This window comes from Microvirga splendida (assembly GCF_016427565.1).
Taxonomy (GTDB): domain Bacteria; phylum Pseudomonadota; class Alphaproteobacteria; order Rhizobiales; family Beijerinckiaceae; genus Microvirga; species Microvirga splendida.
In genome coordinates, this window is sequence record NZ_JAELXT010000014.1 from 64277 (window position 1) to 90651 (window position 26375).

A 26375-nucleotide genomic window follows, 5' to 3' on the forward strand; every position below is an offset into this window, starting at 1 on the left:
GCTCGCGGTTAGCATGTGAACCATTCGGCCGCAAATCTTTCGGAAGGCTCACAGGGCCTCAGCGCTGCTTTGCCGCCCTGTGCACTCCCAAGCGCGCAGGGGATTCGGGACCGGCCTGACCTCCGGTCCCGCTACACCGCCCGCAGGTGGCGCATGGGCCGGCCGGGGGCGATGAGCTCGGCGGCCGCGATGATGCCCTGCGCATCGATGCCGAAATGGCGATAGAGGTCCTTGACCGTGCCGGTCTGGCCGAAATGCTCCACGCCGAGCGAGCGGGTGCGGTGGCCCATGACCGAGCCCATCCAGGCGAGCGTCGCCGGGTGGCCGTCGATCACCGTCACCAGACCGCAATGAGGCGGTACGTCGCCGAGCAGGCGCTCCACATGGGACCGGGCATGGACGAGGCCGCGCTCGCGGGCGCGCTGCGCCGCCGTCCAGCCGGCATTGAGCCGGTCGGCCGAGGTGATGGCGAGCAGGCCGATGTCGCGCCGGTCCTCGGCCATGAGGCCCACCGCTTCGATGGCTTCCGGCGCCACCGCGCCCGTATAGGCCACCACGACCTGGGCATTCGGGCCGGGCTTGCGCAGCCAGTAGGCGCCGGCCATCACGTCGTCGGCCAGTTCCGCGGTCATTTCGCGCTGCGGCTGCTCCAGGGTGCGGGTGGAGAGGCGCAGATAAACCGAGCCGCCGGTCTCGTCGCGCAGCCAGGTTCTCTCGTCGGGCTCGCCACCCTCGCGCTGCATGTAGTCGAAGGCCCAGCGCATGATGACAGCCAATTCGTCCACGAAGGCCGGCTCGAAGGAGGCGAGACCATCCTGGGCCATGCCGACCAGCGGCGTGCCGATGGACTGGTGCGCACCGCCCTCGGGGGCCAGCGTCACGCCCGACGGCGTGGCGACGATCATGAAGCGGGCATCCTGGTAGCAGGCATAGTTCAGGGCATCCGCCCCGCGGTAGATGAACGGGTCGTAGAGGGTGCCGATGGGCAGGATGCGCTCGCCGAAGAGGGAGTGGGACAGACCAAGCGCCGAGAGCACGATGAACAGGTTCATCTCGGCGATGCCAAGCTCGATATGCTGGCCCGACGGCGAGAATTCCCAGTTGTAGGTGGAGGGAATCCGCTCCTTCTTGAAGGTGTCGACCAGGCTCTCGCGGGCATAGAGCCCGCGCCGGTTCACCCAGGCGCCGAGATTGGTCGAGACCGTCACGTCCGGCGCCGTGGTGACGATGCGCGAGGCGAGCGCGTTGTCGGAACGCGCCAGCTCGTTGAGGATGAAGCCGAAGCCCTGCTGGGTCGACATGGCCGGATTGGCCGGGAAGGCGAGCTTCTCCGGCACTGGCACCTGGGGCGCCGTGTAGCGGCGGGTGCCCTTCTGGATGAACGGCACTTCGCTTAAGAAACGCTCGATCTCCGCCTGCGGCGTTTTCAAGCCCTCGAACTTGTCCCATTCATGGCCGGGGCGCACCCCTTGCGTCTTCTGCCAGGCTTCCATCTGGGTCGGCGTCAGCATGCCCGAATGGTTGTCCTTGTGGCCGGCGAGCGGCAGGCCGAAACCCTTGATGGTGTAGGCCAGGAAGCAGACCGGGCGGTCGTGCTGGCGTGCCTTCTCGAAGGCGTCGAGCAGGCTCGGCAGGTCGTGGCCGCCGAGATTCGACATGAGCTGCGCCAGCTCCTCGTCCGAGCGCTTCTCGATGAGGCGGGTGACCGGCCCCTGATCGCCCAGATCGTCGAGGAGCCGCTTGCGCCACGCGGCGCCGCCCTGGAAGGTCAGGGCCGAATAGAGCTGGTTGGGGCAGGAATCGATCCAGTCGCGCAGTTTCTCGCCGCCAGGCTCCTTGAACGCCTCCTGCATGAGCGAGCCGTGCTTGAGCACCACCACGTCCCAGCCGAAATTGCGAAACAGCGCCTCGAAGCGCTGCCACAGGCCCTCGCGAATCACCGCATCCAGGCTCTGGCGGTTGTAGTCGATGATCCACCACGTGTTGCGGATGCCGTGCTTCCAGCCCTCCAGCAGGGCTTCGAAGATGTTGCCCTCGTCCATCTCCGCATCGCCCACCAGGGAGATCATGCGGCCTTCCGGCATGTCCTTCGACCAGCCATGGGCCTTCACGTAGTCCTGCACGAGGCTGGCAAATAGCGTCTGGGCGACGCCTAAGCCCACCGAGCCGGTGGAGAAATCCACGTCGTCGATATCCTTGGTGCGGGAGGGATAGGACTGCGCGCCCTTGTAGCCGCGGAAGTTTTCGAGCTTCTCGCGGGTCTGCCGGCCGAAGAGATACTGGATCGCGTGGTAGATCGGGCTCGCATGGGGCTTCACCGCCACCCGGTCCTCGGGGCGCAGCGCGGAGAAGTAGAGCGCCGTCAGGATGGTGGAGAGGGACGCGGAGGAGGCCTGGTGCCCGCCGACCTTCATCCCGTCCTCGTTGGGACGCAGGTGATTGGCGTTGTGGATGGTCCATGTGGACAGCCAGAGCACCTTGCGCTCGAGGTCCTTCAAGATGCTCAGGTGCCGTGCGTCAGCCATGGGTCCCTCCCTTTATTCTTGGGACAAGTCTAATGCGGCCCGCTTGGCTGGCGAGATCAAATTGGCGCTCGATTGATGAATGTTTTAACCCGATTCACCAATCATGCGTGCTTTGTTGGTGAATCATGGCAGATCGCAAGCTCGACGATATCGACCGCCGCATCCTCGCCGCCCTGCAGGCCGACGGCCGCATGACGGCCCAGGAGATCGCCGACCGGGTCGGCCTGTCCCCCTCTCCCTGCGCGCGGCGCGTGCGCCTTCTGGAGGAGGCCGGGGTCGTGAAGGGCTATGTGGCGGTGATCGACCAGGCCAAGGTCGGGCTGCCGATCAGCGTCTTCGCCTCGGTCAAGCTGGAGCGGCAGCGGGAGGACGACCTCGACCGCTTCTCGCAGGCGGTCGCCCGCTGGCCCGAGGTGGTCGATTGCTACCTGATGACCGGGCAGCGGGATTACCTGCTGCGGATCGTGGTGAGCGATCTCGAATCCTACGAGCGCTTCATCAAGGACAAGCTGACCCGCCTCGACGGCGTGGCCTCCATCGAATCGAGCTTTGCCCTGGGACAGGTGAAGCGGTCCAACGCGCTGCCGATTCCTCATTCCTCATCGAAACGCACGGATTGAGCAGGCCTCGAGCGCGCAACAAAAAACCGCCCGAAGGCGGTTCTTGTGGTTCCGGTGGGTGTCCGGAAATTGGAGCGGGCGAAGGGATTCGAACCCTCGACCCCAACCTTGGCAAGGTTGTGCTCTACCCCTGAGCTACACCCGCGCTCCGCGATGCCGAGGCACCGTTGCGAGGCCGTTGATGTGCCCCAAAACCGCTCGCTTGGCAAGAGGGTCCTGGCGATCTTTTCGAAGGAAGCCTTGAGCCTGCTTCATCCGGTCGCTAGAAGGCGAGCCGACACGGAGGTTGCAAGCTTGGCCCATCTCTCCCCGCAGGAACTCCTGGAGCGTCTGTCGGCTCTCGGCATCAAGGCTGAGACCGTGGAGCACGAGCCCGTGTTCACGGTGGCCGAGTCGGCATCCGTCAAGGAACGCATTCCGGGCGCCCATTCCAAGAACCTGTTCGTGAAGGACAAGAAGGGCCGCTTCTTCCTGATTTCCGCCAAGCACGACACGGCCATCGACCTCAAGCGGACGCACGAGGCCCTCGGCGCCTCGGGCCGCCTCTCCTTCGGCTCCGCCGAGCAGATGCGGGCCCTGCTCGGGGTGGAGCCCGGCTCGGTCACGGCCTTCGCGGTGGTGAACGACACGGACGGCAAGGTCACCATGGTGCTCGACGCCAACCTCATGGAGCATGAGCGGGTGAACTTTCATCCCCTGGTCAATTCCATGACCACCGGCGTGTCGCGGGAGGATCTGGTCGCGTTCCTGCGCGCCACGGGCCACGACCCGCTCATTCTGCGCCTGCCGGAGCCGCCGGCGGAATTGCCAGACGACGCTCAAGCTCCCATCTAAGGGAGGTTCTTCTCACGCCTCCACCCTTCGAGGATCGCATGCTCTCCGACAACCCCGCCCCCTCCGACGATCTCGTGAAGGACACCACCACGGCGGCCTTCCGCCAGGACGTGCTGGCCGAGTCCATGCAGCAGCCGGTGCTGGTGGATTTCTGGGCGCCCTGGTGCGGCCCCTGCAAGCAGCTCACGCCGATCCTGGAAAAGGCCGTGCGCGCCGCCGGCGGCAAGGTGAAGCTCGTGAAGATGAACATCGACGAGCATCCGCAGATCGCGGGCCAGCTCGGCGTGCAGTCGATTCCCGCCGTCTTCGCCTTCCAGCGCGGCCAGCCGGTGGACGGCTTCATGGGCGCCCTGCCGGAAAGCCAGATCAAGAGCTTCATCGAGCGCCTCGTGGGCCCGCTCGGCCCCAGCGCCGCCGAGGAGATCCTCGCCGAGGCCGACCGCCTGGCCGAGGCCGGCGACATGGGCGGAGCGGCCGAGCTCTACGCGGCCGTGCTGTCCCAGGACCCGGAGAACGTCGCGGCGCTCGCCGCCCTCGTGAAGCTCCACGTGGAGGTGGGCGATCTCGAGGGCGCCAAGCGCTTCCTCGCCATGGCTCCGCAGGAGAAGGCGGGCGATCCGGCGATTGCCGGCGCCCGGGCGGCCATCGAGCTCGCCGAGCAGGCAGGCTCGCTGGGCGACCTCGCGGACCTGCAGCGCCGGATCGAGGCGGACCCCGCGGACCATCAGGCGCGGTTCGATCTCGCCATCGGGCTGAACGCCCGCGGGCGGCGGGGAGAAGCTGTCGACCACCTCCTTGAAATCGTCCGGCGCGACCGCAATTGGAACGATGACGGCGCGCGCAAGCAGCTCGTTCAGTTCTTCGAGGCCTGGGGCCCGATGGACGAGATGACGCTGGCAGGACGGCGGAGACTTTCCTCGTTCCTGTTCTCTTGACGCCGCCCTGGTTGTTGAGGAGATCGGAATGGGAATGAACGCGGTATACCGAGGGCCGGAGGATTGCCCGTCGGTCATCCCGGTCTTCCCCCTTCCCGGCGCGCTTCTTCTCCCGCGCGGGCAGATGCCGCTCAACATCTTCGAGCCGCGCTATGTGGCGATGGTGGATGACGCGCTGAAGGGCGACCGCATCATCGGCATGGTTCAGCCCGATGCCGACAACGACCCCCATGCGACCATTCCGAAGCTCTACAAGGTCGGCTGCGCCGGCCGCATCACCCAGTTCGCCGAGACAGGCGACGGGCGCTATCTCATCACGCTCATCGGCGTCGCGCGCTTCCGCATCGACGAGGAGCTGCCGCCGGTCGATCTGTTCCGCCGCTGCCGCGTGAGCTTCGAGCCCTTCGCGTCCGACTTCACGGCCCGCGCCGGCGAGACCGAGGTCGACCGGGCCGGCGTGGTGAAGGCCCTGCGCGACTTCGTCGACGCCGTGCACGTGAAGGTCGACTGGCGCGGCATCGAGGAAGCGCCCAACGAGGCCCTCGTGAACGCCCTGTGCATGATGAGCCCCTTCGGCGTGCGCGAGAAGCAGGCGCTGCTGGAAGCGCCCAACCTCAAAACCCGGGCGGAGGTTCTCATCGCCCTCACCGAGATCGAGCTCGCCCGCAGCGGCGCCGGCTCCGACTCGACCATGCAATAGGAATGATCCCGATGGTTCCCGACACACCCGAGGCGCCCCAGCCCGTCGAGGCGACGCGGATCGACCCCAAGCTCCTGGAACTTCTCGTCTGCCCGCTCACCAAGGAAACGCTGGAATACGACGCCGGCCGGCAGGAGCTGATCAGCCGCCGCGCCAAGCTCGCCTACCCGATCCGCAACGGAATCCCGATCATGCTGCCGGAAGAGGCGCGGCCGCTGGGGGATTGAAGCTTTTCCCCGGTGTCATCCCGGATCTGCGCTGCGCTTCGTCCGGGATGACGCTTACGTGCGTTCCGCAATCGCCTCCGCCAGCGCGAGCGTCCGCCTCGCCATCTCCGCATGGAGCCGCTCGACCATGCGGCCGCCCAGGTTGATCGCGCCATTCCCGGCATTCTCCGGCCGCTCGAACGCCGCCACGATGGCGCGGGCGTTGTCCACCTCATCCGGTGACGGCGCAAAGATCTCGTTGGCGGCGGCGATCTGATCCGGGTGGATCAGCGTCTTGCCGTCGAAGCCGCAATCGCGGCCCTGCCCGCACTCGCTGCGGAAGCCGTCCGCATCGGAGAGATCGTTGTAGACCCCGTCGAGAATGTCGATGCCATGCGCCCGTGCGGCGGCGAGCGCGGTCATGAGCCAAGGCAACATCGCGGCGCGGCCCGGCAGCAGGCGCGCGCGGGTGTCCTTGGCAAGATCGTTCGTCCCCATGACGAGGCAGCCGAGGCGCGTGTCCACGTCGCGGGCCGCGCTCGCGATCGATTCCGCATGCAGGATCGCCAGAGGCGTCTCGATCATCGCCCAGACGCGGGTGCGCTCAGCAGCACCGAGCTTGCGCAGGCGCAGGCCCACGGCCGCGAGCGTTTCCGCCGACGATACCTTCGGCACGAGGATCGCGTCGGGCGCCGCCGCAACGGCCGCCGCCAGATCCGCCTCACCCCAGGAGGTGTCGAGGGCGTTGACGCGGATGACGAGCTCGCGCCTGCCGTAGCCGCCGGCCTGCACCGCCGCGCAGACCTGCTCGCGCGCCTCAGCCTTCACGTCCGGCGCCACCGCGTCCTCGAGATCGAAGATCACCACATCCGCGGCAAGGGTCTTCGCCTTCTCGATGGCCCGGGCATTGGAGCCCGGCATGTAGAGCGCAGAACGGCGCGGGCGGATCGTGGTCATGGCTTTTTCCTGGAACGGCAGATCGGTTGTAATCATGCTCAGGATTGAAGAACAGTGTCATTCCCGGCCGAAGCGCAGCGGAGGGGAAGGGAATCCATAGCGCTGAGCGTGCGGGTGGATCCCCTTCCCTCGCTACGCTCGCCGGGGATGACAGGCAGAGGCAAAAAGAATGTGGGTTGCAGGCGTCGACGGCTGCCGGGCCGGATGGATTGCGGTGCTCATGCGGGTGGACGATCCGCAATCCCATCGCATCGTGACGGCGCCGACGCTCGCCGCCATCGCCGATGCGCCTGAAAAGCCCGGGGTGATCGCCGTCGACATGCCCATCGGCCTGCCCGAGCGCACGGAAGGATCGGGGCGGCTGCCGGAGCAGCTGATCCGCCCACTGCTCGGCCAAAGGCAATCCTCCGTCTTCGCCATTCCCTCGCGCCGCGCCGTAGAGGCCGAGGATTACGGGCAGGCCTGCGCGATGGCCGCCGCCACCTCCGAGCCGTCGCGAAAGGTGTCGCGACAGGGCTTTGCGATCTTTCCCAAGATCCGCGAGATCGACACGTTGCTGCGCGCCCGGCCTGAACTGGTCTCACGCGTCTACGAGGTGCATCCCGAACTCGCCTTCTGGGTCCTGAACGATGCCAAGGCGCTCGACCGGCCGAAGAAGGTCAAGGGCACGCCGTACGGACCGGGAATGACTCTGCGGCGGGCGCTGCTCGCGCGGTCCGGTCTCCTGCCCGAGAGCCTGATCCACGCGCCTCCCCCTCGCGGCGCGGCCGAGGACGACCTGCTCGATGCGCTGGCGGGGTTGACCGTGGCGCTGGATATCGCGAGAGGTGGAGGACAACCCTTTCCCGACCCGCCCGGCCGCGATGCCCACGGCCTGCCGGTCGCCATCTGGACGCTGCGCCGCTCATGACCATCACCCGCGCCGACATCGAAGCCGCCCATGCCCGCATCGCCCCGCACGTGCGCCGCACGCCCGTCCTGAACCAGGCAGGGGCCTTCGGTCATGACGGGCCGGTGAGCCTGAAGCTCGAATTCCTGCAGCATGCGGGCTCGTTCAAGACGCGCGGCGCCTTCAACGCCCTCCTGTCGCAGGAGGTGCCGTCGGCCGGCGTGGCGGCGGCCTCCGGCGGCAATCACGGGGCGGCGGTGGCCTATGCGGCCAAGCAGCTTGGCGTGAAGGCGCGCATCTTCGTGCCGGAGATCTCGAGCCCCGCGAAGATCGCGGTCATCCGCTCGCACGGCGCCGAGGTGATGATCGGCGGCGCGCGCTATGCGGACGCTCAAGACGCCTGCGACCGGTACGTGGCGGAGTCGGGCGCCCTGCGCATCCATCCTTTTGCTGCGGCAAGCACCATGATCGGCCAGGGCACGGCGGCGCTCGAATGGGAGCAGGACGGACCGGCTCTCGACACGGTGCTCGTGGCGGTGGGCGGCGGCGGGCTCATCAGCGGCGTTGCCAGCTGGTGGGCGGGACGGGTCAAGGTGGTGGGCGTGGAGCCGGAAGGCTCGCGGGCCCTCCATGCGGCGCTGGAAGCCGGCGGTCCGGTCGATGTGGAGATCGATTCGGTGGCGGCCGATTCGCTCGGCGCCAAGAACACCGGCGATCTGGTCTACGAAGTCTGCCGCGAAGCGGTCGATCACGTGGCCCTCGTCACCGATGCGGCCATCCGCGATGCGCAAAGGATGCTCTGGCGCGACTACCGCATCGCATCCGAGCCCGGCGGCGCGGCGGCCCTGGCGGCTTTGATCTCGGGCGCCTATAAGCCGCGCCCGGGCGAGCGGGTCGGCGTGCTCCTGTGCGGGGCCAATGTCGAGCTGGTCCGTCTCGCGGAGATCGCCTCCTGAGAAGCCGGGATCTCCGCCGCAATCGTCTTCCATCCGCAGGTCCGTTGCCGTGAACCTTGTCGACCTTGCCGCCCAGAACCTGCTGTCGCCCATGGTGCTGTTCTTCGCCCTGGGGCTAGCGGCGGCGCTTGCCCGCTCGGACCTGACGATCCCCGAGGCGGTGGCCAAGACGCTAGCCCTCTACCTGATGCTGTCCATCGGCTTCAAGGGTGGGGTCGAGGTGGCGGCAAACGGCATCACCCTGCGCATGGTCGGCGTGATGGGGATGGGCATCGTCCTGTCCTTCGCCCTTCCCGTCATCGGCTTCCTGATCCTGCGCGCGGTCTCCGGCCTGTCCAGGGTGGATGCGGCCGCGGTGGCAGCCCATTACGGCTCGATCTCCATCGTCACCTTCATCGCGGCCACCGAGATCGTGCGCGGGCAGAGCCTGCCCTTCGAGGGCTACATCGTCGCCGTGGCGGCCGTGATGGAAACGCCCGCCATTCTCTCCGCCCTGCTGCTGGCCCGCAGCGGCCAGCCGGCCAGGAACGGAAACGAGGGGCTTGGCCCCCTTCTGCATGAGGTCGGCCTGAACGGCTCGGTGGTGATGCTGGTGGGCTCGTTTCTCATCGGTTGGGCCACCGGCCCCAAGGGGCTGCAGCTGATCGCCCCGTTCATCGTCGACCCGTTTCGCGGCGTGCTGTGTCTCTTTCTGCTCGACATGGGTCTGGTGGCGGGACGCGGCATGCGCGAGGGGGCGCGCCATCTCTCGGCGCCGGTCCTGGGCTTCGGCATCGTCATGCCGCTGATCGGCGCAGCACTCGCCACCCTGGCGGTCTGGCCGCTGGGCCTCTCCTTAGGGGGCGCGGCCCTGTTCGTCACGCTTGCGGCCTCGGCCTCCTACATCGCCGTGCCGGCCGCCATGCGCCTTGCCCTGCCGGAGGCGAAACCCGCCATCTATCTCACCCTGTCCCTCGGGGTGACCTTTCCCTTCAACCTGTCCATCGGGATCCCTCTCTATCTGGCCCTGGCCGGACTCGTGGCAGGGTAGACATCTTCCCGGAGGAAGAGACGGCCATGCAGACCCATCCGAAGAAGCGCATCGAAATCGTCGTCGAGTATCCGGCCCTGCGGCGGCTCCTGGATCGCCTCGACCGGTCCCAGGTCACGGGCTACACCGTGATCCCCGCGCTCGCGGGCCGCGGACATGACGGCCCCTGGAGCAGCGAAGGGCTCGCGGGCGATGCGGGCCGCATGATGATGGTGATCTGCATCACCGATCCCGCCCGGCTCGATCCGGTCCTGGAAGAGGTCTATGCGGTGGTGGCCCGCCACATCGGCATCGTCACCATCTCCGACGTGCAGGTCATCCGCTCGGACCACTTCTGAAAGCCCCGGCCGGTTGAGGCTTCGGGCCGAGGGGCTTATAAGCCCCCGACCCACAGGAGCGACCGCATGTTTCCGACCCGCCTGACCGAAGGATACCGCGCCTTTCTCGACACCCGCTTTCCAAGCGAGAAGAACCGCTTTGAGGCGCTTGCCGAAAAGGGTCAGTCGCCGGAGGTGATGGTGATCGGCTGCTGCGACAGCCGCGTCTCGCCGGAGGTGATTTTCGATGCGAGCCCGGGCGAGCTCTTCGTGGTGCGCAACGTGGCCAATCTCGTGCCGCCCTACGAGACCGGCGGCGATTACCACGGCACGTCCGCGGCGCTGGAATTCGCCGTGCAGGCCCTGCGGGTGAAGCACATCGTGGTGCTGGGACATGCCCGCTGCGGTGGCGTGCGGGCGTTCGCCGACGAGACCGCGCCGCTCTCGCCCGGCGATTTCATCGGTCGTTGGATGAACCTGATCAAGCCCGCCGGCGAACGGCTCGGGCCCCATGACGGCAACCTCGACGAGTACCTGCCGCGGCTCGAACTCGCGGCCGTCGAGAACAGCCTGAAGAACCTGATGACGTTCCCGTGCGTGCGCATCCTGGTGGAGCGCGGCAAGCTGCAGCTCCACGGCGCCTATTTCGGCGTGGCGACCGGCGTGCTGCTGGTGCGCGATCCCGAAACCGGCGCGTTCATGCCGGCCGTGGAAGACATGCCGGCGCGCGTGTCGATGTTCTCCGCACAGGACGCAGGACCGCTGTAAACAAAAAGGCCGCCCGAAGGCGGCCTCTCGTTTTCTTCGGCGAGCCTTTTAGGCCGCCTGCTTCTTCGGCTTGAGCAGCCCGCGATTGGCCATGGCTTCTGCAATCTGGATCGCGTTCAGCGCCGCGCCCTTGCGCAGGTTGTCGGAGACGCACCAGAACGACAGGCCGTTCTCCACCGTGATGTCCTCGCGGATGCGAGAGATATAGGTGGCGTCCTCGCCGGCCGCTTCATGCGGGGTGATGTAGCCGCCGGGCTCGCGCTTATCGACCACCATGATGCCGGGAGCCGCGCGCAGGATGTCGCGGGCCTCGTCCGCCGTGATCGGGTTCTCGAACTCCACGTTCACGGCCTCGGAGTGGCTGATGAAGACCGGCACGCGCACGCAGGTGGCGGTGAGCTTGATCTTCGGGTCGAGAATCTTCTTGGTCTCGGCCATCATCTTCCACTCTTCCTTCGTGTACCCGTCCTCCATGAACACGTCGATGTGCGGGATCAGGTTGAAGGCGATGCGTTTGGGGAACTTCTTCTCCTGCACGTCCTGCAGGGAGTAGAGCGCCTTGGTCTGGCGGTCGAGCTCGTCCATGCCGTCCTTGCCGGCGCCGGAAACGGACTGGTAGGTGGCCACCACCACGCGCCTGATGGTGGCGCGGTCATGGAGGGGCTTCAGGGCCACCACGAGCTGCGCCGTGGAGCAGTTCGGGTTGGCGACGATGCCCTTCCTGACGTCGCGCAGCGCCTCGGCATTCACCTCCGGCACCACGAGCGGCACGTCCTGGTCGTAGCGCCAGGCCGAGGAGTTGTCGATCACGATGGCGCCCTGGGCGGCGATCTTCGGCGACCACTCCTTGGAGACCTCCCCGCCGGCGGACATGAGGCAGATGTCGACATCGGAGAAGTCGTAGGTGTCGAGGGTCTTGGTCTTGAGCGTCTTGTCGCCGTAGGAGACTTCCGACCCCTGGCTGCGGCGGGAGGCCAGCGCCACCACCTCATCGGCCGGGAACGCCCGCTCGGCGAGAATGCTCAGCATCTCGCGGCCCACATTGCCGGTCGCACCGACGACGGCGATCTTGAAACCCATGTGACTTCTCCTGTTGTGGCTCTCCCCGGAGATCTTGAAAACCCTGCTCGGGTGCTGCCTCTCGCCCCGTGGGAGAGAGGACCGGGGACGACGAGGCTTATTCGGCCGTGGTTTTCACGGTCGTTGCGGCGGTTTTCGTTTTGCTCGTCGTCAGGGTGAGCAGCGCCATTGCCATCGTCCATCCAAAGCCTGGTTGCGGCTTCGATCGCGCCAGAAACACACCAAAGACACGCTTTCGTCAAGCATTTCCTTGGGCTCGACGCGTTCAATCGCCCGTCAGCACATCGGTCGAGAGATTGAAGCGGTAGAAGACCTTGTTCATCCGCTCCGCCCCGAGGCGCTCGTAGAACGCCTGAGCGCCCGTGTTGGTGCCATCCGTGGTGAGGTCGATGCGCGTGAGGCCCTGCGCCCGGGCATGATCCGCCAGCCAGCGCATCAGCAGGGCACCCACTGCCTGCCCTCGGGCTTGGCTCTCGACGAAGAGCTCCTTGACGAAGAGAAGCCCTGACAGCCTGAAGCCTGGCCGCAGCACCGCGAAGCAGGCCAGCCCGACCGGATGCCCGTCGCAATAGGCAAGGGCATAGCGGGTGCCCTCCTGTTCCCGCATCGAGCGCTCGACCATCTCCTGCGTCGGCTCCAGGGCCTGGGCCACCTCAGGGCCGACATAGTGCAGGTCGACGGCCCGGACCAAAGCCGCCACGTCGGCAGCATCCTCGAGAGTAGCAAGGCGGACGAGGGGCTGAGGCATGCGGACTCGGCTGGGTTAACCTTCGGTTTACCTTGCTTAGCAAAACCTTTCGAACCCTGGCCAGTGTCACGGTAGAACATGGGGACGACGTGATCAGCGGGCTTGAGTGGTGGCGCGATGCCGAGGGCGGGATATGCCGAATGGGACGAGGAGGATCTCGCCGACTGGGTCGACGAGCGTCCGGCCCGTCGCCTGAAGCGCACGCGCCTGCCGTGGCTGCGGGTGATCCTGATGTCCGCCTGCAGCATCGCGGGCCTCGCCTATCTGGCCCTGCAGCAGGAACCGGCACGCCGGCCGGCCGAGCGCCCGGGGCAGGTCCCCTCCTCCATTCTGGTTGCGCCTGCGCCGGCCTGGAAGCCAATCTCCCCCTCCCCCGCCCTCTATGGTCTCGGCGCCGCCTCGGGTTCCGTCGCCATGGAGGCGCGGCAGCATACGAACGGAGCGCGGGAGGATACGCTCGTGCTCGGCCGCTTCGGCGACTTCCGCTACGCCCAGGTCTCGCTCGTGCAGGGTGTCCCTGAAACCGCGGGAAGCTTCTACATCGATATCGTGCGCCGCGCCGCCCGCGCGGGTCTGGCCGTGGCGCATCAGGGCCAAGGCCGGATGGTGCCGACGAAGTTCGGCACGGTCGAAGCCGCGCCCCTGACCCTGGCGGCCAAGGGCGAGCAGGCCTGCCAGGCTTTCCGCTTCGCCGACGCGGAGGCCGATTTCAGCTTCCAGGGCTGGCTCTGCGGCTCCTCCGTGCCCGACGACGCGCAGCTTGCCTGTCTCATCGACGGGATCACGCTGGCCGGCGCCACCAGCCCCTCCCTGAAGGCGTTCTTCGCCCGGGCCGACCGCAGCCGCACGGATGCCTGCGGGCCAAGCGCCCGCACCGCTTCCGTGGCCGTCAAGCCTCCTGTCCGACCGTAACCGCCACCCGGTGCATGACGTTGCAGCCGTAACCGTTCGGGTTCCAGTTCGCGGCCCGGAAGGGCTGCGCCCGGCCTTGCGTGTCGGTCGCACGGGCAAAGATCTCGTAGGGGCCATCGCCGGGCAGGGGGAGAGACGCCTGCCAACGCGTCCAGTCGTAGCGGTTGCGCGGCGGGGTCATCGCCGCCTCGGTCCAGGTCGCGCCGCCGTCGAGGGTCACCTCGACCCGCGCCACCTCGTCGTCTCCGGCCCAGGCCGCGCCGCGAATGTCGATGGTGCGCGTGCCCACCGGATGGCGGCTGCCATCCGCCGGCGCCGTGACGATGCTGCGCACGGGCATCGATTCGATGATGCGGGTCTCGACATCCTTGCCGTCCTGGCCCGGAGCCAGGGGGCGGACCGGCAGGCGATAGGACAGGCCCGTCATGCCCGGCCCGTCATGCTCGCGGTCGCGGATCCAGATGCGCTTGAGCCATTTCTGGCTGAGCGATCCGGGCCAGCCCGGCACGATGAGGCGTAAAGGGCCGCCATGGATGAACGGCAGCGGCTCGCCGTTCATGGCCCAGACCAGAAGGGTATGCTCCTCCAGGGCCTTGGCGATGGGCACCCCGCGCGACATGGCCTGCTGCTCGAAGCTTCCGCTCTTGTCCGGATCGGCGCCGAAATGGCCGGTGAACAGGGCGCTGTTCTTCAGGCCCGCCTCGCGCAGCACGTCGCCCAACGACACGCCCGTCCATTCCGCGCAGCCGACGCCGCCATTGGTCCAGGGATTGCCCTCCGCCTTGGGCTCGAAGAAGGAGCGGCCATTGCCGCCGCATTCGAGCACCATGCGAAAGGTCTTGTGCGGGAAGCGGCTCTTGAGTTCCGACACGGTGAGATTGAGCGGGCGCTCCACCTCGCCGTCGATGGTGAAGGTCCAGCCTTCGGCGTCCGTTGCGGGCTCCGGCAGCAGGCCGTTGTTGCGCACGAAGAAGCGCCCGACCGGCGTCGTCTCGTCGTCGAGACATTCCTCCGGCGTCTCGGCCACGAGGGGCACGTCGCCCAGCAGGCTCAACCCGTCCTTGCCCTCGAGGCCTTCATGCCCGTGCTGCATTGCTCACGATCCTTTTCACCTGTCGGTGAACCTGGTGGTTCGAAGGAACCATTTTAACGAGGTCGGCTTGTTCTGACAGTCTTCACACGTATCGACGGCGCCCGGCAGATCGACCCGGCGCGCCGCCCCTGGAGGTTATCCCATGCGCCGCTTCGCCCTTCTGGGTCTGGCATCAATGGCTGCGCTCACGACCGTCCCGATGGTGGCGGATGCGCAGGCCCAGGACCGCCCCCTCGTTCTTCGCGTGCAGCCCCGCAGCTTCCTCGATCCAGGCCGCGTCGTCGAGCCGGGCTCGCTCAACCGCTACGCCACGCAGCCCATGCTGTCTTACATGACCAATCCGCCATGGAACCATATGCGCGACCGCTTCGGCGAGGGCGCCCTGCCGGATCCGATCGGCGGGCCGTTCGTGGGTGCGCGCAACCCGTTCTCGGACATCGAGACCACCGGGTCGATCCGCTAGCTCCATCAGCAAGAAGCCCCGGATCGCTCCGGGGCTTTTCATGATCAGCGCTGCGCTTCCAGCTCCTTGACGATGGCGTCGCCCACATCCTGCGTGCCCACCGCATTCATGCCGGGGCCCGCGATGTCCTTCGTGCGGGTGCCGGAGGCGAGCACGTTGGCAATGGCCCGGTCCAGACGATCCGCCTCGTCGAGAAGGCCGAAGGAATAGCGCAACGCCATGCCGAAGGAGCCGATCATGGCGATGGGGTTGGCGAGCCCCTTGCCGGCGATGTCCGGCGCCGAGCCGTGGACCGGCTCGTAGAGCGCCTTGCGCTGGCCGCTGGCCGGATCCTCGGCGCCCAGCGATGCGGACGGGAGCATGCCGAGCGAGCCGGTGAGCATCGCGGCGATATCCGACAGGATGTCGCCGAACAGGTTGTCGGTGACGATCACGTCGAACTGCTTGGGATAGCGCACGAGCTGCATGGCGCAGTTGTCGGCCAGCACGTGCTCGAGCTCGACGCCGGAGAACTCCTGCTTGTGGATGCGCGTGACCACCTGGCGCCAGAACACGCCGGTCTTCATCACGTTGAACTTCTCCGCCGACGAGACCTTGTTGCGGCGCTTGCCTGCCAAGTCGAAAGCGACGCGGGCGATGCGCTCGACTTCATGGGTGTGATAGATCTGCGTGTCGACGGCACGCTGGGAGCCGTCCTCCAGGGTCACGATCTCCTTCGGCTCGCCGAAATAGACGCCGCCGGTGAGCTCGCGCACGATCATGATGTCGAGCCCCTCCACCACCTCGCGCTTGAGCGAGGAGGCATCGGCGAGCGCCGGGTAGCAGATGGCGGGGCGAAGATTGGCGAAGAGGCCGAGATCCTTGCGCAGGCGCAGCAGGCCCGCCTCCGGGCGCACCGCGTAGGGCACGCTGTCCCACTTCGCGCCGCCGACTGCGCCGAAGAGCACGGCGTCGGCTGCCTGAGCCCGGCTCATGGCGTCCTCGGAGATCGCCACCCCGTGGGCGTCATAGGCCGAGCCGCCGACGAGGTCCGTCTCGGTCTCAAAGCCCACGCCGCGCTTGCGGAACCAGCCCACGATCTTCTCGACCTCGCGCATGACCTCCGGGCCGATGCCGTCGCCGGGGAGAAGGAGGAGCTTATGCGTTGCCATGATCGGTGTCCTTGCTCGATTGTGCTTCGTCATTCCCGGGCTTGTTCCGGGATCCACGACTTGGCGGCTCTGCTTTTTTGAAGACGTGGATGGCCGTAACAAGTCCGGCCATGACGGGAGGGTTTAGGCGCGTGCCCCTTGCCTTGCAAGCATCTGTCGTGTTGGTCGTTAGGCGGAGGCTTTCAGGGCCGTGACCTCGATCTCGATTCTCATCTCTGGGAGGACGAGAGATTTGACGACGAGGAAGGTCGATGCCGGACGGATGTCACGAAGAACCTCGCCGCAGACGCCGAGAATAGCTTCGGCATCCTCCAGATCGGTCGCGTAGTAGGTTACGCGAACGATCTCCTCGAGGCTCGAACCCGCTTCCTTGAGGTAGTGCTCGATCGTCTTCCAGCAGTTGCGTGTCTGTTGCACGACGTCGCCTGGTATCTGCTGGGTCTCGTAATCGTAGCCTGTCGTGCCGGCCATGAAGACCCATGGCCCCTGCACCACGGCGCGTGAGTATCCATAAGCCTTTTCCATGGAAGAGCCGGAGGAAAGAAGTCGGCGCGTCATAACAGTCTCCCAATCTCAGGCGAGCGTAGCAATAGCATCCCGTCATCTGCAAGGCTCTGCGAAAACCCCGGTCATGACGATAGGGAGAGCCGTCAGGCCTCGTTCGGTCGCCGGTCCTTCGGGGTCCGCACCACCGTGACCGAACACGGGGCCTCGGCCACCACCTGGGACGAGACGCTCCCCAGATAGCGCCTGAGCGCCGAAGAGGCCCGCGCGCCGATCACGATGTGGTCGACATTGTTGTGGCGGGCGTAGTCGACGAGCGCCGCCGCCGGGTCCGGCGCCTCCAGAACGCTGTAGGAGATCCGCTCCGTCGGGATCTCCAGGGACGAGCCCCAGTGCCTGAGCTGCACGAGGCGCTGGACATGGAGGCTGTTGCCCTCCGCGTCCTCCAGGATGTCGACGGCGATGCGCGAGGTCCTGAGGATGTTCACGCAGGCGATACGGGCCTCGGTCTCGATGGACAGAACGCGCTGGACCATCATGCGCAGGGACTCGGCGAGATCCTCAGCTCCAGGCGAGAGATCGACGGCGGCGAGCACGATGGGCGCGCGGGAGAGCTGGCCGGCGATGTTGGGCGTCTCGAGCGGCTGCGCCTTTCGGGCCTTGAGCCAGCGCCGGAAGGTCTTCATCCCGCTGTCCCGCTCCCGGCGCTCGGCCCGCTCGGTGAGCGTCACCTGTTCGGGATTGTCCAGGTCGAGGGCGAGCTGGGCGGCGGTCGCGTAGCGGTCCTGCGGGTCGACCTCCAGGCAGCGCAGGATGATCTCCTGCAGCCAGGGCGGGCAATCGGGCCGCAGGGCCCGCGGCGGCACCGGATCGCGCCACAGGCGCCGCCGGATCTGCCCGCCGCGCGGGTTGCCGAAGGGGCGCTCGCCGGTGACGAAGAAATACAGCATCACGCCGAGCGCGAAGAGATCGCTGCGCGGATCGGCGCGGTCCTGCAGCACCTGCTCGGGGGCCATGTAGGGCGTGGTCCCGAAGGGCTCGCGGAACTCCTCGGCGAGAAGATCGGGCAATTGCTCGTGCCGGGCGAAGCCGTAATCGATGAGCACGGCCTCGCCGGTCTCGCGGATCATCACGTTGCTCGGCTTGATGTCGAGATGAATCACCTTCTGCAGATGCAGGTCGTGGAGAGCCTTGGCCACCTTCGCGCCGATCGCCACCACCTCCGGCCAGGGCAGCGGTACCTCGCCGAGGCGGCCTTTGAGCGATTCGCCCGGGATCCGCTCCATGACGATGTAGGGCATCGGGTCGAGGGGGCCGGCGGCCACGAAGCGCGGCACATGAGGGCCTGAGAGGCGCGGCATGATCATCTGCTCGGTCTCGAAGCAGACGATGGGCAGGGGATCGTCGCTGTCGAGGAGCAGCGGGATCTTCATGACGAGCGGAGTGGGATCGCCCTCACGGGTCACGGACCAGAGGAGCGCCATGCCTCCAGTGTCCAGGTGCTCCCGGAGCTCGAAGCCGTCGATCACCATGCCCGGTTCGAGACGCCAGCGCATCCGTCAGCGGCCCTGCTCGAGGCGAAGCGCCAGCTTCTCGGGCAGTCCCGCCTCCCGCACCTTCCGGGCGGCCGTGGCCGTGTCGTAGGGCACGCGCAGGTAGCGCAGGGTCTGGCGGGCGGTGTCGAACACCGCGTAATTGGCCGCCGCCACCCCGTCCCGCGGCTGCCCGACGGCGCCGATCACGGCGAGCCAGGTGCGGGTCGGCAGAAGCGGGATGTCGTTGTTGGCCACCGGCGAGAAGGTGCCGACCTTCGCCGTGGTGCTCATGTGATAGAGCATGGGCACGTGCACGTGACCGCAGAAGGTGATGTGGGCCTCCACCCGGGAGAAGTGCCGGATGGCCTCCATGGGGCCGTCCATATAGTCCCAGTTGCGCGGCGCATAGCCGTTGGCATGCACGTAGAGAACGTTTCCCTCCTCGTGGACGAGGGGGAGGTCCGCCAGGAACCGGCACTGCTCGGGCCCGAGCTGCCCGCGGGTCCAGCGCAGCGCCTCCCGGGCCGTGCCGTTCATGTCCTCGTCGGAGCCGTCGATAGCCGCATCGTGGTTGCCCAGCAGCGCGACGGCGCCCTGGTCCACCATGGTCCTGATCGTGTCGACCACCCAGGCCGGATCGGCGCCGTAGCCGACATAATCGCCGAGGAAGATGAAGCGGTCGACGTGAAGCAGGCGCGCATGGGCGAGGCAGGCCGAGAGCGCCTCGCGGTTGCCGTGGATGTCGGTGAGAATGGCGATGAGCATGGGAGCAGTTCAACTCCAAATGCTCCAAAGCCGCAACTGGCGAATGGCTGGCAAGCGACGAAGCGAACGGAGTGCGACGACGTCGGCCTATCGAAGAGACGGACAGGACTTGCGGAAGATGGCAAAAACCCGATGGGCTTGGCGGTTGAGAGGCATGACAACCGAGTTGCCGGAAAGGCTAACTTTCAGTGTTCGGCCTTTCGAGAACAGCTGCAACAGATGTTTGGGCTCTTGCAGCAGCCCGGAAATCTGAAGATCGCCGAAGCGGTTTCGAGATGCCTTTGCCATCAGCCTTGTGTGTCCCCCGTCGCTTGCAAGGGTCACCGTGAGCGCATCGCCCTCGTTCAGGGTCGACGTCGAAAGATCGGGGACCACCGTGATCCGGCCGCTCTTCCGGGCGCAATAGATCCACATCAACCCAACGTCGCTCTCGGGAACGGCATAGGCGATGAATGCCTGTTCCTTGTCCGCACACATGCTCCAAACCGGTTGATCAGGCTGGAAATCCGCCCCCCGGGCGGCAGCGACTCCGAGAAACATGGCGGCAAGACAAAGGAAGACTTTCACAGCTGCCTCCAAACGCGACGTTAGTCGAACTCCATAACATCACGTTTTGAGACAAGGCCCTGTGCGCGGTCTCACGAATCCCACACGAGAATGATGCAGCCAAGTTAGCCCCGGAGCGCCTGCAGCACCTTGCCGCCGGGCCGGCCGCGCGGCTCGAGGCCGATGCGGCGCTCCACGTCCTTGATGGCCTCGCGGGTCTTGGAGCCGATCTTGCCGTCCACCTCGCCGATGTCGTAGCCGCGGGCGGCGAGCAGGGTCTGCAGCTCGCGGCGCTGGGCGCGCGACAGGGGCGGATCGTCCGTGGGCCAGGCGGCCTGGATGCCCGGCAGGCCCTTCAGCCGGTCGCCGAGGAGCGCGATGGCAAGCCCATAGGACTCGGCGGCGTTGTAGGAATAGACCGCGTCGAAGTTCCTGGTGACGACGAAGGCCGGGCCGTTCACGCCGGCCGGGATGAGGATGCCGGCCGAATAGTTGCCCTCGAGCGGACGCCCGTCGACACGGCGCACGCCCATGGCGGCCCAAGATGAGAGCGGCTTCTTGTTCTTGCGCCCGGCCAGGCCCGGATTGAAGTTCGCCGGCAGGCGCACCTCGTAGCCCCAGGGCAGCCCGTTCACCCAGCCGGCTTTCTTGAGGAAGTTGGCCGTGGAATGCACCGCATCCGGCACCGAGTTCATGATGTCGCGGCGCCCGTCGCCGTCGCCGTCGACGGCAAGGCGTTGGAAGGTGGAGGGCATGAACTGGGTGTGGCCGAAGGCGCCGGCCCAGGAGCCGCGCAGATTGGCCGGGTTGATGTCCCCGTCCTGCACGATCTTGAGCGTCGCCATCAGCTCGCCCTTGAAATACTCGTTGCGGCGGGGGGCGTAGCAGACCAGCGTCGTGAGCGACTGCACGAGCGGCCGGCCGCCGATATCCTTGCCGAAATTCGATTCGACGCCCCAGACGCCCGCGATCGCGTGGCGGTCGACGCCGAAGCGCGCCTCGGCCGCAGCCAGGGCCCGGCCCCATTGCTGCATGGCGGCGCGGCCGTCCTGAACCCGCTCGTCGTCGACAAGGGCCGAGAGGTAGTCCCAGATCGCCGTCTTGAACTCCGGCTGGTTGTTCATGAGGTCGAGGATCGTCAGGTCCGGCGTGATGCCGCGGGTTGCGGCATCGAAAGCCTGGCCGGAAATGCCCTTGGCGGCGGCCTGGGGTTTCAGGCGGGCGAGGCAGGAGCCGAAATCGGCCTGCGCGGCAACGGGAGTGGCAAGGCTGAGGCCAGCGAGAGCGAGAAGAGCGGGGGCAAGAAGCTTTTTCATGCCGGGCAGATTGCAGGGAATTTGGTTAATCTTGTGAAAACGGGGCCGCACCTCACGCATTCGTCATGACAGGAGCCTCGGCTCAGCCGGCCTCGATCTCCGGATCGGGCAGATTGCACTGGATCCAGCGGTCGTTCACATGTACGTCGGTGGTTTCCAGCCGACCCGGGCCGAGATTGACGAACTTGTGCGGAACATGGGCCGGTCCGAAAACCACCTGACCTTTTTCGCATTCGAAACGCGCGTCGCCCACGGTGAAGAGCGCCCGCCCCTCGCGAATGATGAAGACCTCGTCATAGGGGTGAACGTGCCATTTCGGCCCGACGCCGACCTCTTCCGTGGAATAGAACAGCACGGTCACGCCGGTGCCGAGGGTGTGCCCCTCGACATGGCCTTTCCAGAAAAGATCGGGATGGGTCGCCCAGTCGGCGCGGTCGAGAACCCGTGGCTTGCCCTGAATCATTGCTCATCCTCATGTTCATGAGGATGATAGCTTAAGCCCAGGCGCGCTCCGAGAGCTTCTTCTCGAAGCTGTCGATGGCAGAGGCCTTTTCCATGGTGAGCCCGATGCCGTCGAGGCCGTTGAGCATGCAGTGCTTCTTGAACGGGTCGATGTCGAAATGGATCTTGCCGCCGTCGGGGCCGCGGATCTCCTGGTTTTCGAGATCGACCGTCAGGGTGGCGTTGGCGCCGCGGCTGGCGTCGTCGAAGAGCTTTTCCAGGTCTTCCGGCGAGACCTTGATCGGCAGGATGCCGTTCTGGAAGCAGTTGTTGTAGAAGATGTCCGCGAAGCTCGTGGAAATCACGCAGCGGATGCCGAAATCGAGCAGCGCCCACGGGGCATGCTCGCGCGAGGAGCCGCAGCCGAAGTTGTCGCCCGCCACCAGGATCTGGGCATTGCGGTAGGCCGGCTGGTTGAGGACAAAGTCCGGGTTCTCCGAGCCGTCCTCGCGGTAACGCATCTCGGAGAACAGGCCGGTGCCGAGCCCCGTGCGCTTGATCGTCTTCAGGTACTGCTTGGGGATGATCATATCGGTGTCGATATTGATGATCCGCAGCGGCGCCGCGACGCTTTCCAGCACGGTGAACTTGTCCATGGTCCTCACATCCCTTCAGGCGGCATGGTCGGCCGCTGTGGAAGGCCTCTTAGCAAAGGCCTTGCGAGGCGACTAGACTCATGATGGTCGCGGGCCGCAAGATTTTTTCGTCTACGCGCATGCAGACGTAATCTTCTGAGGCCATTCCGCCGGTCCGATGCGGTGCTGTTCCCATCCGCTTGGATTGCAGGGGCGGCCCCTCAGGACATATCGCCCGCAACCGTCTTGCCGACCGCCACGCCGGTCTTGTGCGGCGGAACGGCTTTGCGGAGTTCCACGATCTCGCGCTCGAGGCGCTGGATGGCGCCGAGCAGGACATTGATAGCCTCGATGGACGCTTCGAATTGAGCATCCCTGTTCGAGGAATCGTTCAGCCGGGCGATAATGGAGCGCCTAGGCCGATCCGTTTTGGTCATGGAAGCTATCCTCGTCATTTTTCAGTTCCGCAACCTGCGGCAGGACCGAGGCCCTCCAAGGTTATTACGTTCAGTAACGTAGAAGTAAGCTGGGCGTTTTCAAGGCCGCGCCCCTGACCGGAACGGGTAGCAACTTAAGGGGCCTTCACCCCGCAGCTGCCTCGATGGCTTCCATGTCCTCGTCGGAGAGGCCGAAATGGTGGCCGATCTCGTGGACCAGCACGTGGGTGACGATGTGGCCCAGAGTTTCCTCGTGCTCGGCCCAGTAATCGAGGATCGGGCGGCGATAGAGCCAGACCATGTTGGGGAACTGGCCCGTCTGCATCATGGCGCCGCCTTGGGCGAGGCCGATGCCGCGAAAGAGGCCGAGCAGATCGAACGGCGTCTCGCAGCCCATCTCGCGCATGGTCTCGTCATCGGGGAAATCCTCGACCCGGATCACCACACCCTCGCACAGGGCGCGGAACTCCTCCGGCAGGCGGGCATAGGCGTCTTGCGCCAGGGCCTCGAAATCGTCGAGGGAGGGGGCCTGAAGGTTGGCGAGAGCGGTCATGGTTTAAAGGATCTCGAGCTGAACGAGGAGCCAGAGACCGAGGATGACGACGCCGATCAGGGACAGGATGCGCCCGATGCGGCGGCCCCAGAGCTCGATCGGGTCGGTGCCACCGTCAGCGGCCGAACCGATGGCATCCCGACCTCCGAAGTGATCCCCGGCCCGCCGGCCCATGCGGGCCATCGCGGAGGAGCCGAGGGTGTCCGTGTCCCGCTGCACACGCTCCAGCGCCTCGCGGGCCTCGGCGGCTTCGCGGGCTTCCCGCTCGCGGTCGTTCATGGATTCCTCCCGGCTCGACAATCGCTTCACCATGGCGCCTGAACGGCGGCTTCGCAACGGAACGGCTCTGAGCCTCGGCCGTTAACAGCCCCGGATAACCAATTCTTGAAGAGGCAACAATGCGTATGATTCTTGGTGTCCTGGCCGTGGCCGGGTTGACGTTTCTCGGCGCCGGCACGGCGTCGGCCCAGGGTGTGGGCGTGCAGATCGGCCCGAACGGCGTTCGCGTGGTGCAGGATCGCCCGGTCTATCGCGAGCGCATCATCGAGCGCCGCGTGGTCCGTCCCGCCCGCACCCGCACCGTGTGCCGCAGGGTGATGGAGGAGCGCGTCCGCCCGAACGGCGTGATCGTCCGCCGCCCCGTCGAGCGCTGCCGCCAGGTGGTGGCGAATCGCCGGGTCTATGTGGACTGAGCTTGTAGAGCTGTCTGAATGAAAAAGGCCGTGACTCGGGCGAGTCACGGCCTTTTCTTTTTCTCGTCAGAGCGTGCCTGCCATCGTGTGCGAGCAGGCCTCGTTGTACTCGGCGATTTGCTGTTGGATGGGTTTTCGCGGCCTGCCGCGTTGTTTTGCGTCTCTGTCCAACTTGGCTTCCCGCTCGCGGAACACAGCTCGGCATTCGGGGAAATTCGACTGTCGCCACTGAGCGATTTCTATGTCTCTCTTCAGTCGTTCACGCCGGTTGTAGCACACCGGATAGTCGGGCTTCGTACCCGCCTTGTTGGCGAGGTAAAATCGAATCTCGGCATCCGGGTATTGCCGCAGCGCGCCGAGCGTTCGCTCGAACTCGATCTGCTTCTTCGTGCATTCCCAGGAGTGCTTTCTGGCACCGTCGTCGCGCTTCTGAGCGACAGCGGCCCCACCGGACAGGGGGATGAGAAGAAGAGCGAAGAGAAGGATCGGCCACGAGCGGTATGTCATGGCCGAATACTATATCAGAATGTGCGGATGTCCACGAAGCGGCCGGCGATGGCCGCCGCCGCCGCCATGGCGGGCGACACGAGATGGGTGCGGCCCTTGAAGCCCTGACGGCCCTCGAAGTTGCGGTTCGACGTGGAGGCGCAGCGCTCGCCCGGCGCGAGGCGGTCGGCGTTCATGGCCAGGCACATGGAGCAGCCGGGCTCGCGCCAGTCGAAGCCGGCTGCCTTGAAGATTGTGTCCAGCCCTTCGGCCTCGGCCTGCATTTTCACGATTCCGGAGCCGGGCACGATCATGGCGCTGACGCTCTCGGCCACGCGCTTGCCCTCGACGACCTTGGCCACCGCCCGCAGGTCCTCGATACGCCCGTTGGTGCAGGAGCCGATGAACACGCGGTCGAGCGCGATGTCGGTGATCTTCGTGCCGGGGGTCAGGCCCATATATTCCAGCGCGCGCCACTTGGAGCGGCGCTTGTTCTCGTCCTGGATGTCGTCCGGGTTCGGCACCACGCCGGTGACCGAGATCACGTCCTCAGGAGACGTGCCCCAGGTGACGATGGGGGGGAGGTTCGCGGCATCGAGGCGGATCTCGGTGTCGAAGAACGCGCCCTCGTCGGTGCGTAAGGAATCCCAGTAGCGCACGGCCGCATCCCAGGCCTCGCCCTTGGGGGCCTTGGGCTTGCCCTTCAGATAGGCATAGGTCTTCTCGTCGGGGGCCACCATGCCGGCGCGGGCGCCGCCCTCGATGGCCATGTTGCAGACCGTCATCCGGCCTTCCATCGACAGGGACCGGATGGCCTCGCCCGCGAACTCGATCACGTGGCCGGTGCCGCCGGCGGTGCCGATCTCGCCGATGATGGCCAGGATGATGTCCTTGGCGGTGACGCCGGCGGGCAGCTGCCCGTCCACGGTCACGCGCATGTTCTTGGCCTTCTTCTGGATCAGCGTCTGGGTGGCGAGCACGTGCTCCACCTCCGACGTGCCGATGCCGTGAGCGAGCGAGCCGAAGGCGCCGTGGGTCGAGGTGTGGCTGTCGCCGCACACGATGGTCATGCCCGGCAGCGTAAAGCCCTGCTCGGGGCCCACCACGTGGACGATGCCCTGGCGGGTATCGAGCTCGTTGAAATACTCGACGCCGAAATCCCTGGCGTTCTGGGCCAGAGCCGCAACCTGGGTGGCGGCCTCCGGATCCTCGATGCCGTGCGAGCGGTCGGAGGTCGGCACGTTATGGTCGACGACGGCCAGGGTCTTGTGCGGCTGGCGCACCTTGCGGCCCGTCATGCGCAGGCCCTCGAAGGCCTGGGGGCTGGTCACCTCATGGACGAGGTGACGGTCGATATAGAGAAGGCACGTCCCGTCATCCTGCTGATCGACGACGTGATCGTCCCAGATCTTGTCATAGAGGGTGCGGGCTTTGGCCATGGTTCTCTTCCAACGGTCTCGACAACAGAGGTTTCAGCGTGTTTAGCGGCTTACGCCATCCAAGAGAAGATGTCCTGGATGCACACAGCCTTGAAACGTTCGCATAGCAGACAGGATGGAGCACGCAATAATATTTTTGTCGCGCCGCAATCCGGCAAAGCTCGGTTGCTTAACAAAAAAGCGCGGGACGAGCCGCGCTTTTGAAACTGTACGCTTGAGGAAAAAACCTTACTCGGCTGCAGCCTGGGTCTTCTTCTCGGCGCGTTCGGCGATACGGGCCGACTTGCCGCGACGGTCGCGCAGGTAATAGAGCTTGGCGCGGCGGACGGCACCACGGCGCACGACCTTGATCGAGTCGACGTTGGGCGAATAGATCGGGAACACGCGCTCGACGCCTTCGCCGTAGGAGATCTTGCGGACGGTGAAGCTCTCCTGGAGGCCGCCACCCGAACGGGCGATGCAGACGCCCTCGTAGGCCTGGATACGCGAGCGCTCGCCTTCCTTCACCTTCACGTTGACGATGACGGTGTCGCCGGGCTGGAAATCGGGAATGGTCTTGGCGAGCTTGGCGATCTGCTCTTGCTCGAGCTGCTGAATGAGGTTCATGGTCTTAACTCCTGCCGTTGCGTGGCCTCAGGGCAAGCCCCGGACCCGCTGGATTTCGGCGTCCTGTTTTAAGTTGAGGCCGCGCCTATACAGGAGATCGGGGGGGTTGTCGAGCCTCTGCCCCCTTCCGTCATCCCGGACGAAGCGCAGCGCAGATCCGGGATCGTATGACGAGCGTGGCGCCTCTTCACCTCTCCCATCCCAAGTCGGGTGTTCCCGACTTGGGTCAGCAAGAA

General features: G+C 66.2%; 32 protein-coding genes and 1 tRNA gene. 13 read left to right on the forward strand and 20 right to left on the reverse strand.

The window, feature by feature from the left end; genetic code table 11:
- Positions 1–131: 131 nt before the first annotated feature.
- Positions 132–2525: a transketolase-like TK C-terminal-containing protein gene (locus tag JAO75_RS14375; protein ID WP_199049827.1), complete on the reverse strand. Its 2394-nt coding sequence runs from the start codon at positions 2523–2525 to the stop codon at positions 132–134.
- Between the two features lie 125 nt (positions 2526–2650).
- On the opposite strand from JAO75_RS14375, the gene JAO75_RS14380 reads away from it, so the two are divergent.
- On the forward strand, positions 2651–3145 hold the full coding sequence (locus tag JAO75_RS14380; RefSeq protein ID WP_199049828.1) for an Lrp/AsnC family transcriptional regulator: 495 nt from the start codon (positions 2651–2653) through the stop codon (positions 3143–3145).
- A 70-nt stretch (positions 3146–3215) separates the two neighbouring features.
- Here JAO75_RS14380 and JAO75_RS14385 read toward each other — a convergent pair.
- Positions 3216–3290, reverse strand: a tRNA-Gly gene (locus JAO75_RS14385).
- A gap of 149 nt (positions 3291–3439) precedes the next feature.
- On the opposite strand from JAO75_RS14385, the gene JAO75_RS14390 reads away from it, so the two are divergent.
- The 4 genes from JAO75_RS14390 to JAO75_RS14405 are packed head-to-tail and all read left to right on the forward strand — an operon-like array spanning position 3440 to position 5841.
- The gene (locus JAO75_RS14390) at positions 3440–3979 is read left to right on the forward strand and encodes a prolyl-tRNA synthetase associated domain-containing protein (protein WP_199049829.1); all 540 of its coding nucleotides are present in this window, start codon (positions 3440–3442) and stop codon (positions 3977–3979) included.
- Positions 3980–4017: 38 nt separating this feature from the next.
- Positions 4018–4914 carry a thioredoxin gene (trxA, locus tag JAO75_RS14395; RefSeq protein ID WP_199049830.1) on the forward strand — a complete coding sequence of 299 codons (897 nt, stop codon included), beginning with the start codon at positions 4018–4020 and terminating at the stop codon, positions 4912–4914.
- Between the two features lie 28 nt (positions 4915–4942).
- On the forward strand, positions 4943–5614 hold the full coding sequence (locus JAO75_RS14400; RefSeq protein ID WP_199049831.1) for an LON peptidase substrate-binding domain-containing protein: 672 nt from the start codon (positions 4943–4945) through the stop codon (positions 5612–5614).
- An 11-nt stretch (positions 5615–5625) separates the two neighbouring features.
- Positions 5626–5841, forward strand: coding sequence for a Trm112 family protein (locus JAO75_RS14405; protein ID WP_199049832.1), 216 nt, complete (start codon positions 5626–5628; stop codon positions 5839–5841).
- A 54-nt stretch (positions 5842–5895) separates the two neighbouring features.
- Here the strand turns inward: JAO75_RS14405 and JAO75_RS14410 are convergent, their stop codons facing one another.
- Positions 5896–6777 (reverse strand): HpcH/HpaI aldolase/citrate lyase family protein, encoded by an 882-nt coding sequence (locus JAO75_RS14410; protein ID WP_199049833.1) that lies wholly within the window; start codon positions 6775–6777, stop codon positions 5896–5898.
- Between the two features lie 169 nt (positions 6778–6946).
- Here JAO75_RS14410 and JAO75_RS14415 point away from each other — a divergent pair, with 169 nt between their 5' ends.
- The 5 genes from JAO75_RS14415 (at position 6947) to JAO75_RS14435 (ending at position 10737) form a co-directional block, all read left to right on the forward strand.
- Entirely contained in the window at positions 6947–7687 is a 741-nt protein-coding gene (locus JAO75_RS14415) for a DUF429 domain-containing protein (protein ID WP_199049834.1), read from the forward strand.
- Complete coding sequence (locus JAO75_RS14420; protein WP_199049835.1) at positions 7684–8622, forward strand: threonine/serine dehydratase; 939 nt, start codon at positions 7684–7686, stop codon at positions 8620–8622. Before JAO75_RS14415 ends, JAO75_RS14420 begins: the two co-directional genes overlap by 4 nt.
- A 49-nt stretch (positions 8623–8671) precedes the next feature.
- A complete protein-coding gene (locus JAO75_RS14425) occupies positions 8672–9652 on the forward strand; it encodes a sodium-dependent bicarbonate transport family permease (RefSeq protein ID WP_343234620.1) in 981 nt (326 codons plus the stop codon).
- 26 nt (positions 9653–9678) lie between these two features.
- Complete coding sequence (locus JAO75_RS14430) at positions 9679–9990, forward strand: DUF190 domain-containing protein (RefSeq protein WP_036346595.1); 312 nt, start codon at positions 9679–9681, stop codon at positions 9988–9990.
- Positions 9991–10056: 66 nt separating this feature from the next.
- Positions 10057–10737, forward strand: coding sequence for a carbonic anhydrase (locus tag JAO75_RS14435; RefSeq protein WP_199049837.1), 681 nt, complete (start codon positions 10057–10059; stop codon positions 10735–10737).
- A 48-nt stretch (positions 10738–10785) separates the two neighbouring features.
- Here JAO75_RS14435 and JAO75_RS14440 read toward each other — a convergent pair whose 3' ends face one another.
- Positions 10786–11817 (reverse strand): aspartate-semialdehyde dehydrogenase, encoded by a 1032-nt coding sequence (locus JAO75_RS14440; RefSeq protein WP_199049838.1) that lies wholly within the window; start codon positions 11815–11817, stop codon positions 10786–10788.
- Between the two features lie 265 nt (positions 11818–12082).
- Positions 12083–12565: a GNAT family N-acetyltransferase gene (locus JAO75_RS14445; protein ID WP_199049839.1), complete on the reverse strand. Its 483-nt coding sequence runs from the start codon at positions 12563–12565 to the stop codon at positions 12083–12085.
- A 117-nt stretch (positions 12566–12682) separates the two neighbouring features.
- Here JAO75_RS14445 and JAO75_RS14450 point away from each other — a divergent pair, with 117 nt between their 5' ends.
- On the forward strand, positions 12683–13477 hold the full coding sequence (locus JAO75_RS14450) for a hypothetical protein (protein WP_199049840.1): 795 nt from the start codon (positions 12683–12685) through the stop codon (positions 13475–13477).
- On the opposite strand, the gene JAO75_RS14455 is transcribed toward JAO75_RS14450, so the two are convergent.
- The gene (locus JAO75_RS14455; protein WP_199049841.1) at positions 13455–14570 is read right to left on the reverse strand and encodes a sulfite oxidase; all 1116 of its coding nucleotides are present in this window, start codon (positions 14568–14570) and stop codon (positions 13455–13457) included. The genes JAO75_RS14450 and JAO75_RS14455 overlap by 23 nt on opposite strands.
- Before the next feature lie 142 nt (positions 14571–14712).
- On the opposite strand from JAO75_RS14455, the gene JAO75_RS14460 reads away from it, so the two are divergent.
- A complete protein-coding gene (locus JAO75_RS14460) occupies positions 14713–15033 on the forward strand; it encodes a hypothetical protein (RefSeq protein ID WP_199049842.1) in 321 nt (106 codons plus the stop codon).
- Between the two features lie 44 nt (positions 15034–15077).
- On the opposite strand, the gene leuB is transcribed toward JAO75_RS14460, so the two are convergent.
- From leuB to JAO75_RS14515, 11 genes are all read right to left on the reverse strand, one after another.
- Positions 15078–16184 carry a 3-isopropylmalate dehydrogenase gene (leuB, locus tag JAO75_RS14465; protein WP_199049843.1) on the reverse strand — a complete coding sequence of 369 codons (1107 nt, stop codon included), beginning with the start codon at positions 16182–16184 and terminating at the stop codon, positions 15078–15080.
- A gap of 168 nt (positions 16185–16352) precedes the next feature.
- On the reverse strand, positions 16353–16742 hold the full coding sequence (locus JAO75_RS14470) for a RidA family protein (protein WP_199049844.1): 390 nt from the start codon (positions 16740–16742) through the stop codon (positions 16353–16355).
- A 92-nt stretch (positions 16743–16834) separates the two neighbouring features.
- The gene (locus JAO75_RS14475) at positions 16835–18244 is read right to left on the reverse strand and encodes a serine/threonine protein kinase (RefSeq protein ID WP_199049845.1); all 1410 of its coding nucleotides are present in this window, start codon (positions 18242–18244) and stop codon (positions 16835–16837) included.
- Positions 18245–18247: 3 nt separating this feature from the next.
- A complete protein-coding gene (locus tag JAO75_RS14480) occupies positions 18248–18988 on the reverse strand; it encodes a metallophosphoesterase family protein (protein ID WP_199049846.1) in 741 nt (246 codons plus the stop codon).
- A gap of 87 nt (positions 18989–19075) precedes the next feature.
- Positions 19076–19555 carry a hypothetical protein gene (locus tag JAO75_RS14485; RefSeq protein WP_199049847.1) on the reverse strand — a complete coding sequence of 160 codons (480 nt, stop codon included), beginning with the start codon at positions 19553–19555 and terminating at the stop codon, positions 19076–19078.
- 104 nt (positions 19556–19659) lie between these two features.
- Entirely contained in the window at positions 19660–20850 is a 1191-nt protein-coding gene (locus JAO75_RS14490) for a lytic murein transglycosylase (protein WP_199049848.1), read from the reverse strand.
- A gap of 82 nt (positions 20851–20932) precedes the next feature.
- Positions 20933–21313: a cupin domain-containing protein gene (locus tag JAO75_RS14495; protein WP_199049849.1), complete on the reverse strand. Its 381-nt coding sequence runs from the start codon at positions 21311–21313 to the stop codon at positions 20933–20935.
- A gap of 31 nt (positions 21314–21344) precedes the next feature.
- Positions 21345–21947, reverse strand: coding sequence for a 3-isopropylmalate dehydratase small subunit (gene leuD, locus JAO75_RS14500; protein WP_199049850.1), 603 nt, complete (start codon positions 21945–21947; stop codon positions 21345–21347).
- A gap of 200 nt (positions 21948–22147) precedes the next feature.
- Positions 22148–22363: a hypothetical protein gene (locus tag JAO75_RS14505; protein WP_199049851.1), complete on the reverse strand. Its 216-nt coding sequence runs from the start codon at positions 22361–22363 to the stop codon at positions 22148–22150.
- Positions 22364–22508: 145 nt separating this feature from the next.
- A complete protein-coding gene (locus JAO75_RS14510) occupies positions 22509–22916 on the reverse strand; it encodes a metallopeptidase family protein (protein ID WP_199049852.1) in 408 nt (135 codons plus the stop codon).
- 3 nt (positions 22917–22919) lie between these two features.
- Complete coding sequence (locus tag JAO75_RS14515) at positions 22920–23195, reverse strand: hypothetical protein (protein WP_199049853.1); 276 nt, start codon at positions 23193–23195, stop codon at positions 22920–22922.
- 119 nt (positions 23196–23314) lie between these two features.
- Between JAO75_RS14515 and JAO75_RS14520 the strand changes: the two genes are divergently transcribed.
- Positions 23315–23608 carry a hypothetical protein gene (locus JAO75_RS14520; protein ID WP_199049854.1) on the forward strand — a complete coding sequence of 98 codons (294 nt, stop codon included), beginning with the start codon at positions 23315–23317 and terminating at the stop codon, positions 23606–23608.
- 66 nt (positions 23609–23674) lie between these two features.
- On the opposite strand, the gene JAO75_RS14525 is transcribed toward JAO75_RS14520, so the two are convergent.
- The 3 genes from JAO75_RS14525 to rplS form a co-directional block, all read right to left on the reverse strand.
- The gene (locus tag JAO75_RS14525; RefSeq protein ID WP_199049855.1) at positions 23675–24115 is read right to left on the reverse strand and encodes a hypothetical protein; all 441 of its coding nucleotides are present in this window, start codon (positions 24113–24115) and stop codon (positions 23675–23677) included.
- A 14-nt stretch (positions 24116–24129) separates the two neighbouring features.
- Positions 24130–25533 (reverse strand): 3-isopropylmalate dehydratase large subunit, encoded by a 1404-nt coding sequence (gene leuC / locus JAO75_RS14530; RefSeq protein ID WP_199049856.1) that lies wholly within the window; start codon positions 25531–25533, stop codon positions 24130–24132.
- A gap of 228 nt (positions 25534–25761) precedes the next feature.
- Positions 25762–26139, reverse strand: a complete 378-nt coding sequence (gene rplS, locus JAO75_RS14535; protein ID WP_199049857.1) for a 50S ribosomal protein L19 — start codon at positions 26137–26139, stop codon at positions 25762–25764.
- Positions 26140–26375 lie beyond the last annotated feature (236 nt).

Excerpts from the sequence above, each read along its gene's own strand:
- JAO75_RS14375 (WP_199049827.1), bottom strand. The coding sequence starts at position 2,525 with ATGGCTGACGCACGGCACCTGAGCATCTTGAAGGACCTCGAGCGCAAG.
- JAO75_RS14380 (WP_199049828.1), top strand. The coding sequence starts at position 2,651 with ATGGCAGATCGCAAGCTCGACGATATCGACCGCCGCATCCTCGCCGCC.
- trxA (WP_199049830.1), top strand. The coding sequence starts at position 4,018 with ATGCTCTCCGACAACCCCGCCCCCTCCGACGATCTCGTGAAGGACACC.
- JAO75_RS14400 (WP_199049831.1), top strand. The coding sequence starts at position 4,943 with ATGGGAATGAACGCGGTATACCGAGGGCCGGAGGATTGCCCGTCGGTC.
- JAO75_RS14405 (WP_199049832.1), top strand. The coding sequence starts at position 5,626 with ATGGTTCCCGACACACCCGAGGCGCCCCAGCCCGTCGAGGCGACGCGG.
- JAO75_RS14410 (WP_199049833.1), bottom strand. The coding sequence starts at position 6,777 with ATGACCACGATCCGCCCGCGCCGTTCTGCGCTCTACATGCCGGGCTCC.
- JAO75_RS14415 (WP_199049834.1), top strand. The coding sequence starts at position 6,947 with ATGTGGGTTGCAGGCGTCGACGGCTGCCGGGCCGGATGGATTGCGGTG.
- JAO75_RS14420 (WP_199049835.1), top strand. The coding sequence starts at position 7,684 with ATGACCATCACCCGCGCCGACATCGAAGCCGCCCATGCCCGCATCGCC.
- JAO75_RS14430 (WP_036346595.1), top strand. The coding sequence starts at position 9,679 with ATGCAGACCCATCCGAAGAAGCGCATCGAAATCGTCGTCGAGTATCCG.
- JAO75_RS14435 (WP_199049837.1), top strand. The coding sequence starts at position 10,057 with ATGTTTCCGACCCGCCTGACCGAAGGATACCGCGCCTTTCTCGACACC.
- JAO75_RS14440 (WP_199049838.1), bottom strand. The coding sequence starts at position 11,817 with ATGGGTTTCAAGATCGCCGTCGTCGGTGCGACCGGCAATGTGGGCCGC.
- JAO75_RS14445 (WP_199049839.1), bottom strand. The coding sequence starts at position 12,565 with ATGCCTCAGCCCCTCGTCCGCCTTGCTACTCTCGAGGATGCTGCCGAC.
- JAO75_RS14450 (WP_199049840.1), top strand. The coding sequence starts at position 12,683 with ATGCCGAGGGCGGGATATGCCGAATGGGACGAGGAGGATCTCGCCGAC.
- JAO75_RS14455 (WP_199049841.1), bottom strand. The coding sequence starts at position 14,570 with ATGCAGCACGGGCATGAAGGCCTCGAGGGCAAGGACGGGTTGAGCCTG.
- JAO75_RS14460 (WP_199049842.1), top strand. The coding sequence starts at position 14,713 with ATGCGCCGCTTCGCCCTTCTGGGTCTGGCATCAATGGCTGCGCTCACG.
- leuB (WP_199049843.1), bottom strand. The coding sequence starts at position 16,184 with ATGGCAACGCATAAGCTCCTCCTTCTCCCCGGCGACGGCATCGGCCCG.
- JAO75_RS14470 (WP_199049844.1), bottom strand. The coding sequence starts at position 16,742 with ATGACGCGCCGACTTCTTTCCTCCGGCTCTTCCATGGAAAAGGCTTAT.
- JAO75_RS14475 (WP_199049845.1), bottom strand. The coding sequence starts at position 18,244 with ATGCGCTGGCGTCTCGAACCGGGCATGGTGATCGACGGCTTCGAGCTC.
- JAO75_RS14480 (WP_199049846.1), bottom strand. The coding sequence starts at position 18,988 with ATGCTCATCGCCATTCTCACCGACATCCACGGCAACCGCGAGGCGCTC.
- JAO75_RS14490 (WP_199049848.1), bottom strand. The coding sequence starts at position 20,850 with ATGAAAAAGCTTCTTGCCCCCGCTCTTCTCGCTCTCGCTGGCCTCAGC.
- JAO75_RS14495 (WP_199049849.1), bottom strand. The coding sequence starts at position 21,313 with ATGATTCAGGGCAAGCCACGGGTTCTCGACCGCGCCGACTGGGCGACC.
- leuD (WP_199049850.1), bottom strand. The coding sequence starts at position 21,947 with ATGGACAAGTTCACCGTGCTGGAAAGCGTCGCGGCGCCGCTGCGGATC.
- JAO75_RS14505 (WP_199049851.1), bottom strand. The coding sequence starts at position 22,363 with ATGACCAAAACGGATCGGCCTAGGCGCTCCATTATCGCCCGGCTGAAC.
- JAO75_RS14510 (WP_199049852.1), bottom strand. The coding sequence starts at position 22,916 with ATGACCGCTCTCGCCAACCTTCAGGCCCCCTCCCTCGACGATTTCGAG.
- JAO75_RS14515 (WP_199049853.1), bottom strand. The coding sequence starts at position 23,195 with ATGAACGACCGCGAGCGGGAAGCCCGCGAAGCCGCCGAGGCCCGCGAG.
- JAO75_RS14520 (WP_199049854.1), top strand. The coding sequence starts at position 23,315 with ATGCGTATGATTCTTGGTGTCCTGGCCGTGGCCGGGTTGACGTTTCTC.
- JAO75_RS14525 (WP_199049855.1), bottom strand. The coding sequence starts at position 24,115 with ATGACATACCGCTCGTGGCCGATCCTTCTCTTCGCTCTTCTTCTCATC.
- leuC (WP_199049856.1), bottom strand. The coding sequence starts at position 25,533 with ATGGCCAAAGCCCGCACCCTCTATGACAAGATCTGGGACGATCACGTC.
- rplS (WP_199049857.1), bottom strand. The coding sequence starts at position 26,139 with ATGAACCTCATTCAGCAGCTCGAGCAAGAGCAGATCGCCAAGCTCGCC.